The organism is Halomonas sp. GD1P12, assembly GCF_025725645.1.
Taxonomy (GTDB): Bacteria; Pseudomonadota; Gammaproteobacteria; order Pseudomonadales; family Halomonadaceae; genus Vreelandella.
Window position 1 is genome coordinate 2,482,662 of the sequence record NZ_CP107007.1, and the last position, 14,782, is coordinate 2,497,443.

Annotated in this window: 14 protein-coding genes; 8 read left to right on the top strand and 6 right to left on the bottom strand. The window is 62.5% G+C overall.

Annotation, left to right across the window (positions count from 1 at the left end; genetic code table 11):
• Positions 1 to 100: 100 nt before the first annotated feature.
• Positions 101 to 1,552 carry an alanine/glycine:cation symporter family protein gene (locus OCT39_RS11405; RefSeq protein ID WP_263584584.1) on the bottom strand — a complete coding sequence of 484 codons (1,452 nt, stop codon included), beginning with the start codon at positions 1,550 to 1,552 and terminating at the stop codon, positions 101 to 103.
• Positions 1,553 to 1,810: 258 nt separating this feature from the next.
• Here OCT39_RS11405 and OCT39_RS11410 point away from each other — a divergent pair, with 258 nt between their 5' ends.
• Both OCT39_RS11410 and OCT39_RS11415 read left to right on the top strand, forming a co-directional pair.
• Positions 1,811 to 2,758, top strand: a complete 948-nt coding sequence (locus OCT39_RS11410; RefSeq protein ID WP_263584585.1) for an ABC transporter substrate-binding protein — start codon at positions 1,811 to 1,813, stop codon at positions 2,756 to 2,758.
• Positions 2,759 to 2,826: 68 nt separating this feature from the next.
• A complete protein-coding gene (locus tag OCT39_RS11415; RefSeq protein WP_263584586.1) occupies positions 2,827 to 3,588 on the top strand; it encodes a TVP38/TMEM64 family protein in 762 nt (253 codons plus the stop codon).
• Here the strand turns inward: OCT39_RS11415 and OCT39_RS11420 are convergent.
• Positions 3,570 to 5,813: a glycosyltransferase gene (locus tag OCT39_RS11420; protein ID WP_263584587.1), complete on the bottom strand. Its 2,244-nt coding sequence runs from the start codon at positions 5,811 to 5,813 to the stop codon at positions 3,570 to 3,572. The genes OCT39_RS11415 and OCT39_RS11420 overlap by 19 nt on opposite strands.
• Before the next feature lie 124 nt (positions 5,814 to 5,937).
• Positions 5,938 to 6,357 carry a secondary thiamine-phosphate synthase enzyme YjbQ gene (locus OCT39_RS11425; RefSeq protein WP_263584588.1) on the bottom strand — a complete coding sequence of 140 codons (420 nt, stop codon included), beginning with the start codon at positions 6,355 to 6,357 and terminating at the stop codon, positions 5,938 to 5,940.
• A gap of 93 nt (positions 6,358 to 6,450) precedes the next feature.
• On the opposite strand from OCT39_RS11425, the gene OCT39_RS11430 reads away from it, so the two are divergent.
• Positions 6,451 to 7,230: a zinc-dependent peptidase gene (locus tag OCT39_RS11430; protein ID WP_263584589.1), complete on the top strand. Its 780-nt coding sequence runs from the start codon at positions 6,451 to 6,453 to the stop codon at positions 7,228 to 7,230.
• 11 nt (positions 7,231 to 7,241) lie between these two features.
• Here OCT39_RS11430 and OCT39_RS11435 read toward each other — a convergent pair whose 3' ends face one another.
• The gene (locus tag OCT39_RS11435; protein ID WP_263584590.1) at positions 7,242 to 8,159 is read right to left on the bottom strand and encodes a LysR family transcriptional regulator; all 918 of its coding nucleotides are present in this window, start codon (positions 8,157 to 8,159) and stop codon (positions 7,242 to 7,244) included.
• 105 nt (positions 8,160 to 8,264) lie between these two features.
• Between OCT39_RS11435 and OCT39_RS11440 the strand changes: the two genes are divergently transcribed.
• Positions 8,265 to 9,338, top strand: coding sequence for a tartrate dehydrogenase (locus OCT39_RS11440; RefSeq protein WP_263584591.1), 1,074 nt, complete (start codon positions 8,265 to 8,267; stop codon positions 9,336 to 9,338).
• Here the strand turns inward: OCT39_RS11440 and OCT39_RS11445 are convergent.
• Positions 9,335 to 10,513: an alpha-hydroxy acid oxidase gene (locus OCT39_RS11445; RefSeq protein WP_263584592.1), complete on the bottom strand. Its 1,179-nt coding sequence runs from the start codon at positions 10,511 to 10,513 to the stop codon at positions 9,335 to 9,337. The genes OCT39_RS11440 and OCT39_RS11445 overlap by 4 nt on opposite strands.
• A gap of 135 nt (positions 10,514 to 10,648) precedes the next feature.
• Positions 10,649 to 11,248 carry an NAD(P)H:quinone oxidoreductase gene (gene wrbA, locus OCT39_RS11450; RefSeq protein WP_263584593.1) on the bottom strand — a complete coding sequence of 200 codons (600 nt, stop codon included), beginning with the start codon at positions 11,246 to 11,248 and terminating at the stop codon, positions 10,649 to 10,651.
• A gap of 170 nt (positions 11,249 to 11,418) precedes the next feature.
• Between wrbA and OCT39_RS11455 the strand changes: the two genes are divergently transcribed.
• The 4 genes from OCT39_RS11455 (at position 11,419) to OCT39_RS11470 (ending at position 14,781) form a co-directional block, all read left to right on the top strand.
• Positions 11,419 to 11,859, top strand: coding sequence for a hemerythrin domain-containing protein (locus OCT39_RS11455; RefSeq protein ID WP_263584594.1), 441 nt, complete (start codon positions 11,419 to 11,421; stop codon positions 11,857 to 11,859).
• A gap of 242 nt (positions 11,860 to 12,101) precedes the next feature.
• The gene (locus tag OCT39_RS11460; RefSeq protein WP_263584595.1) at positions 12,102 to 13,094 is read left to right on the top strand and encodes a succinylglutamate desuccinylase; all 993 of its coding nucleotides are present in this window, start codon (positions 12,102 to 12,104) and stop codon (positions 13,092 to 13,094) included.
• 200 nt (positions 13,095 to 13,294) lie between these two features.
• Complete coding sequence (locus tag OCT39_RS11465; protein WP_263584596.1) at positions 13,295 to 14,065, top strand: ABC transporter ATP-binding protein; 771 nt, start codon at positions 13,295 to 13,297, stop codon at positions 14,063 to 14,065.
• A 14-nt stretch (positions 14,066 to 14,079) separates the two neighbouring features.
• Positions 14,080 to 14,781 carry an ABC transporter permease gene (locus tag OCT39_RS11470; RefSeq protein ID WP_263584597.1) on the top strand — a complete coding sequence of 234 codons (702 nt, stop codon included), beginning with the start codon at positions 14,080 to 14,082 and terminating at the stop codon, positions 14,779 to 14,781.
• Position 14,782 lies beyond the last annotated feature (1 nt).

Below are 14,782 nucleotides of genomic sequence, written 5' to 3' on the forward strand. Positions count from 1 at the left end.
AATGTGAAGCGCATCCTTTCGCGGCACTAAATCGATAAAAACGAATGAAAAAAAACCCCGCCGGTAAGGGCGGGGTTTGCTAATGGCGCTTGACCGGGAATCAGTCGCGGTCCGGCCAGGCGTTGGGGTCGACCTTGTGCGCGAGTCTGGGGAACTCGCGGGGTCTGAACACCGGCTCCACCCCTGCCTTGAGCTGGGTTTCGTAATCGCGAAACAGCGCAAAGGCGATGGGCGAAAGCATCAAAATCGCGATCAGGTTGATGATCGCCATGGTGCCCATGGAGAGATCGGCGAAGTTCCAGATCGCCCCCAGACTCGCGACCGAGCCCACCATGATCATGCCCAGCACCGCCAAACGGTAAATCATGATCGCCAGCGGCGCGCGCCCGCCGGCCAGGTACTCGATGTTCGACTCGCCATAAGAGTAGTTGGCGATCACCGAGGTGAACGCAAACAGGAGAATGCCCACGGCGACGAAGATACTGCCCCAGTCACCCACATGGCTTGAAAGCGCCATCTGGGTCAGCTGGATGCCGTTGGTTTCGCTACCCGAGAGAAGCTCCGGGCCGGACATGATGATGATCGCCGCGGTCGCGGTGCAGATCACCAGCGTATCCAAAAACACCCCGAGCATCTGAATGAAACCCTGAGCTGCCGGATGATCCGGGCGGGTGCTGGCGGTGGCGGCGGCGTTCGGTGCCGAGCCCATGCCCGCTTCGTTGGAGAAGAGCCCGCGCTGAATGCCGTTCATGATCGCCTGGGAGATCGCATAGCCCGCGACACCCCCGGCGGCCTGTTCGAGGCCGAAAGCACCGCGAATGATCGTCATGAACGCCGCCGGAAGCTCGGAAATGTTCAGCGCGATCACCACCAGCGCCAGAATCAGGTAGAGCAGCGCCATCAGCGGCACGACCAGCTCCGCCACCTTCGCGATCGACTTCAAACCGCCAAAGATGATCGGCGCGACGATCACCATCAATACCAGCCCCATGATCCAGGTCGGGATGGCGAAGGCCTGCTCCATGGCCTGGGCGATGGAGTTGGCCTGAACGCTGTTGAAGGCCAGGCCAAAGGCGATAATCAGACAGATCGAGAACAGCACCGCCAGCCAGCGAAGCCCCAGGCCGCGCTCGATGTAGCGCGCCGGGCCGCCGCGAAAGGTGTTGTCGCCGTGATCGACCTTGTAGGCCTGGGCTAGCGTCGACTCGATGAAGCTGGTCGACATGCCGACGATCGCCGTCATCCACATCCAGAAGATCGCACCGGGGCCGCCGTAGTAGATGGCCACCGCCACCCCGGCCAGATTACCGGTGCCGACCCTGGCGGCCAGACTGGTCGAGAGCGCCTGAAACGATGAAATGCCGCCGTTGGCCTGACGCGAGCCGCGCAGCAGTTTGAACATGTGGCCAAAATAGCGCACCTGGATCGCGCCGGTGCGCACGGTGAAGTAGAGCCCGGCACCGATCAGCAGATAGATCAGCACGCTGCCCCACAGTAGGCCGTTGCCACGATCGACCAGGCCGGTCAAAAGTGACGGAAGAGAAAAATCCATAAACCTGTACCCTTGTTATGACGAGATATGACGCAATTAGCCGGCTCATTCTTCACGCCTGCACCAAAATGGCAAGCAGTTTGCGCCTTTTCGCCGATACTGCGCCGCTTTTGACTATTTATCGCGCCGGTTGTGAAACGGCTGGCTCGACCGATTCGGCTTCCCTGTCTATCCTGGAAACGTCACTCACCTTAAGCGCGGCACAGAAATTACGCCAAAATAAAAGCGCTAAATCCTAAAAAAACGACAGGAGACCCCATGAGAAAAAAGTTGCCCAACACTCGCCTGGCCGCCCCGCTACTGATGACAGGCATCGCCTTGAGCACGGCGCCCCAGGCAGTGGCCGATGACGATACGCTCGATTTCGGCGTGCCCGCCTGGCCCGGTATCACGGTCAAAACCGAGATCGCCGAGCAGCTTCTCAACCGACTCGGCTACGACACCCAGGCGCACGAGCTCGGCCTGCAGGTGGTGTATCAGGGTATCGAAAGCGGCGATGTGGACGCGTTTTTGGGCGTGTGGCTGCCCGCCCAGCGCGCCATGTTCACCCCCCGGCGCGATGACGGCACGCTGGTCGATGTCGCCAACAACGTCGACGGCGCGCAGATGACGCTGGCGGTTCCCGAATACACGTATGAGCGCGGCATTCAAAGCTTCAGTGATCTGACCGAGCACCGCGACGCCTTCAACGGCGAAATTCTCGGCTTCGGCGCGGGCTCGGCGGCGAGTGAAATACTGCAGGCGGCGATCGATGACGACGTGAGCGGCTTCGGCGACTGGCGCCTGCGTGATACCAGCGAGGTCGGCATGCTCAGCGCGGCGCAGGATGCGATCGCCCGTGAGCAGGACGTGGTCTGGGTCGGCTGGACGCCGCACTGGATGAATCTCGAGCTTCCGATGCGCTATCTCGACGACCCGAACGACCTCTTCGGCGAGAACAACGGTGAAAGCGAGGTGCTCACAGTGCTGCGCGGCGACTACGCCAATGCTCATCCGAACCTGGTCGGCTTTTTCGAACAGTTCACCTTCAGCGCCGACGAGCAGAGCTGGATGATTCAGGCCTTCGGGCGCGACGAAGGCGAACTCGACGAGGTGGCGCGGCAGTGGATCACCGAGCATCCCGAACGCGTCGAGGCGATGCTGGCCGATGTCACCACCAAAGACGGCGAACCGGCCTGGCCGGTCATTCAGGCCGCTTATCGTTAGCGCCATCTTCAACCCACCGGCCGGCTAGCGTATGCTGGCGCCCTTTGAAACGGCCGGTGGTGAACGGAATGTCACGCACGCTTTTAAAGGGCCTGGGCCTGGTCGCCCTGCTTGTTACGCTCGCCTTCGGTTGGCGCTGGCTGCAGCACTCCGGGTACATGAGCGCCCAGGGGCTCAACGACGCCATCGAGTACGTCAGCCGGTGGCGCGACGCCCCCTGGATGTTCGCCGCGGTGCTGGTGGTATACAACGGAACGCTTCTGGTGATGTTTCCGCTGACGCTTTTGGTGGTGGCCACCGGGCTGTTGTTCGGCCCGGCCTGGGGGCTTTTCTACGCCACGATCGGCACGCTGAGTTTTTCGGTGCTCTCCTACTGGATCGGCCACTGGCTGGGGCGCGACGCGCTGATGGACTACGGCGGGCGCCATCTGCGGGGGCTGTCGGGCTATCTCTCCAAGCGCGGCATTCGCACCATGATCGTGATCAACGTGCTGCCGCTGGCACCGTTTCCGCTGACCAACATGCTGGCCGGCGCTTTTCACCTGCGCTTTCGCGACTACATGATCGGCTCGACGATCGGCATCGTGCCGGGGTTGGCGGCGGTGATTCTGCTGGGCAGCCAGCTCGGGGCGCTCCTGACCGCCGCCAGCCGCCGCGAAGTCGCCTTTGCGCTCGGTGGGCTGGCACTGGGTGCGGCGCTTCTTTACGCCCTGAAGCGCTACGCCGATGCGCGCTCGGCGCGACGCAAGGCGCAGCGTGAGGCGCAGCGCGAAGCCCAAGGTGAAGAAGCGCGTGAACAAACGTGCAAGGATCAGCGCGACGGCGTGTGATGCTGGGCCAGGGTTTGCGCGTAGAAGTGGGTGATGGCGTCGGCGAAGCGCTCGACGTCGTAGTCTTTCGCAAAGGTTCTGGCCTGCTCGCCCAGGGTGTGGCGTAGCGCGGCGTCCCCGCTGATCTCGAGCACTCGTTCGCCCCACACCCGCAGATTTTGCGGCGTCTTGAAGCCGTTATAGCCATCGCGCACCACGTCGTCGATGCCGCTCGAGCGCACCGCCACCACCGGTAGCCCCGCCGCCATCGCCTCCAGAATCACCATGCCCTGGGTCTCCGAGGTCGAGGCGAACACGAACAGATCACCCAGGTGGTAGTAGCTCGCCATTGCCTCCGGCGCGACGGCGCCGGTGAGCGTCACCCGATCCGTCAGCGCAAGCTCGTCGATGCGTGCCTGCAGGCTCTCCCGGTCCGGCCCGTCGCCAATCAGCAAAAGCCGTAGGCGTTCGCCGCCCTGGCCTTGAAGCTGGGCCAGCGCGTCGAGCATGAAGCCGATATTCTTCTCACGGCTCACCCGCGAGACGCTGATCAACACCCGTTCGTTTTCATCGATCTTCCACTGCTTTTTGAGCGCCTCGACCTCCGCGTCGTTCGCTTTCGCGTAGCGGCGGGTATCGATTCCCGTGGGCTGCACCAGCGTCGGCGTTTTCACCCCGATCATACGCAGGTACTCCTCCGCCGAGTAGGTCGGCACGATCACGCCGTCGCAGCGGTTGGAGAAACGCTTGATCAGGTAGTGCGAAATCAGGTTGCGAAACAGCGCCCCGGGCAGCGGCACGAAGTGGGCGTAGTGCTCGAGCCGAGTGTGATAGGTGTAGATCACCGGCACGTTCAAACGCCGCCCCATCCAGAGGCCCATCGACCCCAGCCAGAACGGGTGGTGCACGTGAATCACATCCGGCTGATAGGCGCGAAGGCGCTGGCGAAAGCGGCGGTTGAACGGGTTGGTGAGGCGGAACTCGCGCTTTTCACCGAAGGCGATGAGCGTGGGCAGGCGCTCCACGCCGTCATCGTCCTGGCGCTGCTCGGCGTAGCGCGGCACCAGCAAAGTGACGCTGTGGCCAAGCGCTGCCAGGCTTTTGCGCAGCCGCTCGACGGAGATCGACACGCCGGAAACGAACGGAAAGTAGTTATTCGACACCATCGCCACGCGCAGAGGCTTGCCAAGATACGGGGTCGGGTCGAGATCGAAGTTGGGGTAGTAGTCGCGCTCTTCGAAAATCAGCCGGTAAAGGCGCATCGCCAACAGCGTCAACAGCCCGACGATCAAGAGAAAGCGCGGGTAGCTGACGTAGAAAAACGCGTAGATGGTCGAGGCGATACTGCCAATCAGACGCCACCAGCCGGGCTGATCGACGTTGAGGCGAACCGGGGCGATCTTGACGCCGTCTTCGCCCACCTCGACCACCACGTAGTGGTGAAAGCTGTCCTGAAGGTCCGTCAGGATACCGCCGGCGCCGCCGGTAGTGACGTAATCCACGCCGTTCAAGGTCTGGTGAGAGAACAGCGACAGGTTGGCCGAGAATACCGCGTCCACCTGATAGCGCTCGGCGAGCGTTTGAATGCCTTCGCTCATACGCGGATCGTTCAGGTAATTATCGGCCTCGAACGGTGGCGCTTCGCTGATCACATTGTGAAGCGGCAGCCCAACGAAGACGAAGCGGTGCGTGGCGGTCGAGGCCGAGAGCTCGCGCTCGAGCCAATCGAGCTGCCAGGAGGTCGAGGATTTGCCCGTCCCGTCGAGAAAGATGAAGTGGCTATCACCGGCCACGAAGGCGTAGAAGTGCGGGCCGAAATACTCGTAGAACAGGTAGCTGCCGAAGTCGCTATCTTCGTTGTCGCCGTAGGTGAGCACGAAGGGCATCGTAAGCTTAGAGAGGCTTTCGTAAATCGCCCGGTAGCTCTCCTGCTGACCGCTCGCGACGGCGTTGCCCGCCGAGACCATGAAATCGAGCCCGCTTTCGTTGAGACTCGGCACGATCGTCTTGCCAAACACGTTCACGGAATTATTGATGTTGCCCACCACCGCAAAGCGGTAGCTGTCGCGCCCGGTCAACGCCGTGCGGATCTTCGACACCTCCAGCGTGTGAAGCGATTCGAACTCCGGCTCGCCGGCGTAGAGCCATACCTGGTGGATCACCAGCCCCGCCACCAGCGCCAGGTTGAGCGTAAAGGCAAGGCGCAGCCAGCGCTTGCGAGACAGACGAAGAGAACGTGGGGCCATGGCGCTCGAGATGTTCGACAAGAAAGTGGACGTTGAGAAGCGATCTTTGAGAAACGAAGCGAAAACGGCCAAGCGTAGCACAGCCCCGACGTCTCGCGGGTTCAAACCGCGCTAAAACAGCGGCTCACTCGCCCTGCAGCGTCAGCACCAGCCGGCGGCGCCCGCCGTGGTCGCGATGTTCGCACAGATAGATCCCCTGCCAGGTGCCCAGGTTCAATCGCCCGCAAGTCACCGGCACCTGCACGCTGGCCCCTAAAAGACTCGCCTTGAGGTGGGCGGGCATGTCGTCGCTGCCCTCGAACACGTGCTGATAGTACGGCGCATTCTCCGGCACCGCGCGGTTGAAATGGCTTTCGAAATCCGTACGCACCGTGGGGTCGGCATTTTCGTTGAGCGTGAGCGAGGCCGAGGTGTGCTGAATGAATACGTGCAAAAGCCCCGCCTCGACCGGGGGCATCTCATCGAGCGCGCGGGTGATCTCGTCGGTAATCAGATGGAAGCCGCGCGGGTGCGCCGCCAGGGTGATGTCACGCTGTTGCCACATGGCGAACCTCCTGAGTCAAGTATCTGGCATCGAATTGGTGAAAGCTGGTCGATTCCGCCACAATACGCAAGTTGCACGCCACGATAGAGACCCATGTTCAAACGCTGGTTCACCCGCGACCCCACCTCGCCATCGGCGGATATCTGGCGCAAGGCTCGTCAGCAGACGCCGCTTCTGGCCGCACTTACGCCGACGGAGGCCGATCTTCTGGCTGAGCGTGCTTGGCAGTTTCTTCGCACCAAGCGCCTGACCCGTCACGCCGAGCTTTCAAACGCGCCGTTTGAGGATGCCGAGCGGCTGGCCATCGCAGGCCAGGCGTGCCTGCTCACGCTTGGCTGGAGCGACGCCGAGCACCGCGAGGCTTTCGCCAACGTTCACGAGATCGTGATCCTGCCGGAGAGTTTCACCCGCGAGGTGGAAGAGATGGACGAGTTCGGCGTGGTGCATGAGGGCGTCGACGAGCGTGTCGGCGAAACCTCCTACCAGGGCCCGGTGGTCATCGCCTATGCCGATCTGATCGAAAGTGGCGATTTCATCGGCTTCAACGTACTCATCCACGAGCTCGCCCACAAGCTCGACATGGGCAACTCCATGGATATCGACGGCTTTCCGCCGCTGCCCCGCTCGCTCTCGGCCAAGCGCTGGCACGCGGTATTCTCGAGCGTTTGGGAAGATCTCAACGCCTGTCTCGAAAAGGGCCTCACCCCGCCCATCGACGACTACGCCGCCAGCCACCCGGGCGAGTGCTTCGCGGTGTGCTGCGAGTACTTCTTCACCGCGCCGGATCATCTGGTCAACGCCTACCCGGCACTTTATGAGCTGCTGTGCGACTACTTCAACCAGGCGCCTTTGGGGCGCATCAAAACCGCCTGATTCACGCTAGCTTATGGCAGCGGCGGCACGCGCCCGGCCATTTCGCGGGCCAGTAAATCGATGAAGGCGTGCACCCGGGCACTCGCATGGCGTCTGGCCTGGTACACTGCGTAGAAGTCCGCGCGCACCCCTAACCACTCGGGTAAAAGTGCGACCAGCGCCCCGCTTTCCAGGTGCGCATGTACGTCCCACCAGGAGCGCAGCATGACCCCATGGCCATCCAGCGCGAGTCTTGTGATCACCTCAGCATCATTGCTCGAAAGCCGCCCGCTCACCTTCACCGACTGCGCCGGGCCGCGCCCGCCCCTGGGCTCGAAGCGCCAGAGCGGAAAGTCCGTATCATTCTCCTGCACCACCAGACACGCGTGGCGGGTCAAATCCTGCGGGGTGTCGAGTGCCGGCATGCGCTCGATATAGCCCGGTGCGGCGCACAGCACCCGGCGGCTTTCGAGAATCCGTCGGGCAATCAGCCGTGAATCCGGCGGCTCGCCAACGCGAATGCCGATATCCAGGCCGTGATCCAACAGGCTCAGGGGAAAGTTGGTCAGCTCCAACCAGCCGCTCACGCCAGGGTGAGCGTGGCAGAACGCCGACAGCAGTGGTGCGACGTGGGCGCGGCCAAAGCCGAAAGTGGCGTTGATGCGCAGCGCGCCGCTGAGCGCCTGGCCCTTCTCCTCATTGAGCGTGCCTTCGAGCTCGGCAAGCTCCTCGAGAATCAGCGCGCCGCGCGCAAGGTAGCGCTCGCCTTCCGGCGTCAGCGTCAGCCGCCGCGTGGTGCGCGCGGCAAGGCTCACGCCCAGGCGAGCTTCGAGCTGCTTTAGGCGCTTGCTCACCGCCGACAGCGAAAGCCCGAGCGTGCGCGCCGCGGCGGTCAGGCTGCCGGCGCGGGCCAGGTGCTGGAAAAAGGCAAGATCGTCGAGGGCGGCCACGCATTATCCACTCAAAGGCAACAATACCTTGCAGTATAGCCCGATTATTTCCCGCGCCAAAGCCGCTACACTCGGCTGGATCTTCAACCACTCAAGGAGCGACTCATGGCCCACACCATTGCGGTCATCGCCGGCGACGGCATCGGTACCGAAGTCATGCCCGAAGGTATTCGCGCGCTTGAAGCCGCCGCGAAGCGCTTCAATCTCGACCTGGCGTTCACCACCTTCGAGTTCGGCAGCTGCGACTACTACCTTGAGCATGGCCAGATGCTGCCGGACGACTGGTTCGAGCAGCTCAAGGGCTTCGATGCGCTGTTTTATGGTGCCGTCGGCTGGCCGGCGAAAGTGCCGGACCACATATCGCTGTGGGGCTCGCTTCTGCAGTTTCGCCGCCGGTTCGACCAGTACATCAACCTGCGCCCCTGCAAGCTGATGCCGGGCATCAAGAGCCCGCTGGCCGGCCGTGAGCCCGGCGACATCGATTTCTACGTGGTCCGTGAAAACACCGAAGGCGAGTACTCGAGCATTGGTGGGCGGATGTTCGAAGGCACCGAGCGCGAGGTGGTCATTCAGGAAACCGTGATGAGCCGCACCGGCGTCGACCGCGTGCTGAAATACGCCTTCGATCTCGCCCAGACGCGCCCGCGCAAAAAGCTCACCTCGGCGACCAAATCCAACGGTATCTCGATCACCATGCCCTACTGGGACGAGCGCGTGCTGGAAATGGCCAAACAGTACCCGGAGATCGACGTCGACAAGTTCCACATCGACATCCTGACCGCGAACTTCGTGCTCCACCCGGACTGGTTCGACGTCGTCGTGGGCAGCAACCTGTTCGGCGATATCCTCTCGGATTTGGGCCCGGCCTGTACCGGGACCATCGGCATCGCGCCCTCGGCCAACATCAACCCGGAAGGCCACTTCCCGAGCCTGTTCGAGCCGGTCCACGGTAGCGCCCCGGACATCGCGGGTAAAGGCATCGCCAACCCCATCGGACAGATCTGGTCCGGCGCGATGATGCTCGAACACCTGGGTCACCTGGACGCCGCCAAGGCGATGGTCGATGCCATCGAAGCGGTGCTCGAAGCGGGCGATGAGAAGGTGTTGACGCGGGACGTCGGCGGGCAAGGCACGACCGAGACCCTGGGCCGCGCGATCGCCGAGAAAATCGCGGGCTAAACCGGCTTAAAGGACGCCTCGATGCGCCGGTCGATCAGGTGCTCGCGGCCAAGGTGAGTGATATCGGTCACGCCCATGAGCGCCAAGTCGCGTGCGAGCTCCTCCTTGACGAGGTTCAGGGCGTGGCGCACCCCGGCCTCGCCCGCAACGGCGGCGGCGTAGTTCATCGGCCGGCCGATGAACACGAACGCGGCGCCCAGGGCGAGCGCCTTGATCACGTCGGTGCCGCGGCGAAAGCCGCTGTCGATCATGACCGGGATGTGCTCGACCGCGTCGACCACTCCCGGCAGCGCCTCGAGCGCGGCCGGGCTGTAGTCGAGCTGGCGTCCACCGTGGTTGGAGACGATCACCGCGTCGCCGCCCAGCGCCTCGACCCGTTTTGCATCCGCCGGGTTGAGAATGCCTTTGACGATCAGCTTGCCCGGCCACAGCGCCCTGACCCGCTCGAGATACTCCCACTGCAGGTGGCTGCGCCCGGAGAAGTCGCGATTGACGTTTTTCGACATCACCGCGATGCCGCGCGTGGCGTAGTTGTTCTCGAAGTGCGGCATGCCGTGATGATAGATCGTGCGTAGAAAGGTGCCGAACAGCCAGCGCGGGCGCGTGATGCCATCCAGCGCCAGGCGTAGGCTCGGGCGCAGCGGCGACGAAAATCCGCTCTTGCGGTTGTTGTCGCTGTTGGGCGGCACAGGGTAATCCACGGTGATAACGAGCTTTTTGTACCCCGCACGCTCGACGCGCGCCAGCAGCGCCTCGATCTCCTCGAACGTGCCGGGCAGGTAGGCCTGAAACCAGTCGGTCTCCCCCACCCGCAGCACCTCCTCCAGTGGTATCAGCGAGCTTCCGCTGAGAATCATCGGCACGCCTTCGCGGGCCGCCGCTCGGGCCTGAACGATATCACCGCGGTAAGCGGACAGCGCGCTAATGCCCATCGGCGCAATACCAAAGGGCGCGCGGTAGGTCTCCCCCCAAAGCTCGGTTTGCAGCGAAATGTATGAGACATCCACCAGCGCCTGAGGCATCAGCCCGAATTGATCGAAGCAGCGGCGGTTCGCCGCGTGGGTATGGCCCTCCTCGGCGCTGTTGGCGATATAGCCAAATAGCGGGCGCGGAAGGTAACGGCGCCCCAGCGCTTCGAAGTCGTGCAGATTGCGGGCTTTGTCGAGTCGGCTCACGCGAGATTCCTTTCAGGTGGACGCCCCATTTCAGGTTGATGCCCTAAAACGCGCAAACCCCACGGGCGTGGGGTTTGCGGGGCTAACGGGCACTATAGTAGCGCTTGGCAGCTGCCAAACAATTAGCCCATGGTCTCAGCGGGTGAGCTTCGCGGTAATGCCCGCCACGTGTTTGCCCTGAAAGCGCGCAAGCTTCAGTTCGCGCTCGCTTGGCTGGCGGGAGCCGTCGCCGCCGGCCAGCGTTGCCGCGCCGTAGGGATTGCCGCCGGCGACTTCGGAAATGTCGAACTGCTCTTCGATGCCGTAACCGATCGGCACGATCACCATGCCGTGGTGGGCAAGCGTGGTCCAGGTGGAGGTCACGGTCATCTCCTCGCCGCCGCCGGTGCCGGTGGAGGTGAATACGCTTGCCACCTTGCCGCGCAGCGAGCCGTTGGCCCACAGGCCACCGGTTTGATCAAAGAAGGTGCGCATTTGGCCAGCCATGTTGCCAAAGCGGGTGGGCGTGCCGATGATGATGCCATCGTAGTCGGCGAGTTCGTCGGGTTTGGCTTGTGGCGTTTCGAAGTCCTGCTTGCCGCCGGCGTTCTTGTAGGCCTCCTCGGGCATGGTTTCCGGCACGCGCTTGACCGTGACCTCGACGCCGTCCACTTCCCTGGCACCTTCGGCGACGGCCGCGGCCAGGGTATCCACGTGCCCGTACATGGAATAGTAAAGTACCAGTACCTTGGTCATTGCTCTCTCCGTTTGAGTCGACAGATAAACCGCCTTTTAAGCCTAGCGGAAAATTAACCCAAGTGAAGGTCGCGGTGGCGTCGCTTGAATTGCCGGCGTTTGTATCTTGCGCTTTTGCCCATCCCGCACTAGTTTTCAATGCGACCGTCACAGCAAAAAGGGAGTTTTACATGACGATTTTCGAAGCGCTTCGTAAGGACCACGACATTCAGCGCGACCTGCTGGCCAAACTGGTCGAAACCCACGGTGATAGCAGCGAGCGCGATACGCTCTATCAACAGATCCGCGCCGAGCTCAAGTACCACGCCAACGCCGAAGAGCGCGCGCTGTACATTCCGATGATGGACATCGACCTCACCCAGGAGAAGGCCCGCCACAGCGTCGCCGAGCACCACGAAATCGACGAGCTGATCGAGCTTCTGGACGAAACCGACTACAGCGCCAGCAACTGGCTGGTGCACGCCAAGGAGCTTCAGCACCTGGTGACCCACCACCTGGACGAGGAAGAGCAGGAAGTCTTCCAACTGGCCGGGCGCGGCCTGCCGGAACAGCAGAAAACCTCGCTGGCCGGTGAGTACCAGGACGAGATGCAGCGCCAGCGCGCCGAGTAATTCATGTCGTCCCAAAGCGCCTGACCCGACAGGGCAGGCGCTTTTTTGTGCCGGTTCACTGCGATCCCACTGCCCAAGCGAACGTCGGCTTACACCCACGCCCGCCTCTTTTACAGCCTGGCGACACCGCTTTTTGTTTAACCCGGCCCAACGTGCTACATCTTCTAGTCTCGAAAACGAATAGCTCGAAAGACAGATAGCTCGAACAACAAATATCGCGAAAGCAATAGGGAGAATCGCGCATGCTGAGCCAGTGGCTGGACGGGGCGCTCGATGACAACATGCCCGCCAGGCGTGAGGGCCGCTTCGCCAGCGGCCACTACCGCCTTGGCGCCCCCGGGGTGCTGGAACTCATCCCGAACGCCTCGAACACCAATGCCTACGCCTGCGTCTTTTCCGCCGCGATTCACGGCAATGAAACCGCCCCGGTGGAGCTTCTGGGCCAGTGGCTCTGCGCGCTGGAAGCGGGTAGCGCGCGCTTAAGCGCACCTGTGCTGGTGATACTGGGCAATATTCCCGCCCTCAAGGCGCAAACCCGCTTTGTGGAGACCAACCTGAACCGGCTTTTCGAGCGCGGCCTGACCCAACAAGGCCAAGAGGCCGACCGGGCGCGCGAGCTGATGCGCGAGGTGGATCGTTTCTTCGAGCGCCATGAGGGCCGCCCGCGGCTTCACTACGACCTGCACACCGCGATCCGCCAAAGCCTCTATCCGCGCTTCGTGGTCGAGCCCTTTGGCGAAACGGCCACTAACGCCCGCCAGTGGGCCTGGCTTGCCGGCGCCGATATGCAGGCGGTGCTGCACCAGCACCAGTCGAGCTTCACGTTCTCTCACTACAGCAAGCACTACCATCAGGCCCAGGCGTTTACCTTCGAGCTTGGCCAAAACGCGCCCTTTGGCCAAAACGATCTGGCGCCGCTTGCTCCCATGCTTGAGCTCATCCAGGCGCTCGGCACCGGCGAAACGCCAAAAGAGGGCGCCGAGCTTCCGCGCTTTTTCAGAGTCGAGCACGAGCTGATGCGCCGCTCGCAGGCGTTTACACTCTGCTTTGCCGAGGACGTGGCGAACTTCACCCGTTTCGAACCCCACACCAAACTCGCCCAGGACGAAGAGGCCGGCGACTTCATCGTCGGTGAAACGCCGCTTCATGTGGTGTTCCCCAACGCGCGGGTAGAAATCGGCGCGCGGGCAGCACTTTTGGTCACGCCGGTCGCCAGCCGAGCAGTCAGACCATAAACGCCCTACACTAGGCAAAACCGTTGAACACGATCGAAGGCGGCGCTCACAGGCCGCCAGGATCAGCGCATTAAATCGCATAACAACGAGCGCATCGGGTATAAGGCCTGATAGAATCGCTCCCTTTTTCGCGCCAGCCGCTACGAATATCCGTGTCGACACCGTTCGCTTAAGCGGCAACTCTGCTCTGGAGCCTGGTTATGGCCACTACACCGACCCCTCTTGAAGTGCGCAACATCAAAAAGCGCTTCGGGGATACCGAAGTTCTCAAGGGACTCTCACTCGAAGCCCATAAGGGAGATGTCATCACCCTGATCGGCGCTTCGGGCTCGGGAAAAAGCACGTTTCTTCGCTGCATGAACCTGTTGGAGCAGCCCGACGAAGGCGAGCTGATCGTCCACGGCGACCCCATCCGTTTCAAGAACACGCGCCAGGGGCGCGAACCGGCGGATAAGAAACAGGTCGTTGCCATGCGGGCGAAGCTTTCGATGGTGTTTCAAAGCTTCAACCTCTGGGCGCACATGACGCTTCTGGAGAACATCATCGAAGCCCCCGTGCACGTGCTGGGCCAATCGAAAAAGGAAGCCACCGAACACGCCTACGCCCTTTTGGAGCGCGTGGGCCTGACCGCGCGTGCCAAGGCGTACCCGGCGCAGATGTCCGGCGGCCAGCAGCAGCGCGGCGCGATTGCCCGGGCGCTCGCCATGGACCCGGACGTGATGCTGTTCGACGAGCCGACCTCGGCGCTGGACCCGGAGCTCGTCGGCGACGTGTTGAAAGTGATGCGCGATCTCGCGAAAGAGGGCCGCACCATGATCGTGGTGACCCACGAAATGAACTTTGCCCGCGACGTCTCGAGCCAGGTCATTTATTTGCAGGAGGGGCTGATCGAGGAGTCCGGCACGCCCGGGGAGGTGCTGGACAACCCGCGCTCGCCCCGGCTCAAGCAGTTTCTCACCCCCAACCACTGACCGACGAGGCGACCATGCTGGATTTGCAAGGCTACGGCCCGCGCCTTTTCGAAGGGGCGCTCGTCACCGTCGAGCTCGCCGCGCTTTCGCTCGGGCTTGCGATCATACTGGGGCTGATCACCGCCACGGCGAAAATGTCACGAAGCTGGATTCTTCGGCGCGTGGCCGGCGTCTATACCACGCTGATTCGCGGCGTGCCGGATCTGGTGCTGATGCTGCTGTTGTTCTACGGCGGTCAGATCGGCGTCAACGCCATCAGTGACGTGCTCTACTACAACTACGATATCGATATCTACTTAAGCTTCAACGCCTTTGCCGCCGGCGTGCTGACCATCGGCTTTATCTTCGGCGCCTACATGGGCGAGACCTTTCGCGGCGCCTTCATGGCCGTGGACGCGGGCCAGATCGAGGCAGGCAAGGCCTACGGCATGGGCAGCGCTCTGCTCTTTCGCCGCGTGCGCTTTCCACAAATGATGCGCCACGCCCTGCCCGGCCTCTCCAACAACTGGATGGTGCTGTTGAAAACCACCGCGCTGGTCTCGGTGATCGGGCTGACCGACATGGTGCGCGTCGCCGCCGAGGCCTCGCGCGCAACTCACGAACCCTTCGTCTTCTTGATTCCCGTGGCGGTGGCGTACCTGCTCATCGCAAGCGTCACCGAGTGGATCTTCGCGCGCTTGCAAAAGCGCTACGACATCGGCTTCGGGGAGCACTGAC

Bases quoted from the DNA above. Each gene is read 5' to 3' on its own strand.
- OCT39_RS11405 (WP_263584584.1), bottom strand. From the start codon at position 1,552: ATGGATTTTTCTCTTCCGTCACTTTTGACCGGCCTGGTCGATCGTGGC.
- OCT39_RS11410 (WP_263584585.1), top strand. From the start codon at position 1,811: ATGAGAAAAAAGTTGCCCAACACTCGCCTGGCCGCCCCGCTACTGATG.
- OCT39_RS11415 (WP_263584586.1), top strand. From the start codon at position 2,827: ATGTCACGCACGCTTTTAAAGGGCCTGGGCCTGGTCGCCCTGCTTGTT.
- OCT39_RS11420 (WP_263584587.1), bottom strand. From the start codon at position 5,813: ATGGCCCCACGTTCTCTTCGTCTGTCTCGCAAGCGCTGGCTGCGCCTT.
- OCT39_RS11425 (WP_263584588.1), bottom strand. From the start codon at position 6,357: ATGTGGCAACAGCGTGACATCACCCTGGCGGCGCACCCGCGCGGCTTC.
- OCT39_RS11430 (WP_263584589.1), top strand. From the start codon at position 6,451: ATGTTCAAACGCTGGTTCACCCGCGACCCCACCTCGCCATCGGCGGAT.
- OCT39_RS11440 (WP_263584591.1), top strand. From the start codon at position 8,265: ATGGCCCACACCATTGCGGTCATCGCCGGCGACGGCATCGGTACCGAA.
- wrbA (WP_263584593.1), bottom strand. From the start codon at position 11,248: ATGACCAAGGTACTGGTACTTTACTATTCCATGTACGGGCACGTGGAT.
- OCT39_RS11455 (WP_263584594.1), top strand. From the start codon at position 11,419: ATGACGATTTTCGAAGCGCTTCGTAAGGACCACGACATTCAGCGCGAC.
- OCT39_RS11460 (WP_263584595.1), top strand. From the start codon at position 12,102: ATGCTGAGCCAGTGGCTGGACGGGGCGCTCGATGACAACATGCCCGCC.
- OCT39_RS11465 (WP_263584596.1), top strand. From the start codon at position 13,295: ATGGCCACTACACCGACCCCTCTTGAAGTGCGCAACATCAAAAAGCGC.
- OCT39_RS11470 (WP_263584597.1), top strand. From the start codon at position 14,080: ATGCTGGATTTGCAAGGCTACGGCCCGCGCCTTTTCGAAGGGGCGCTC.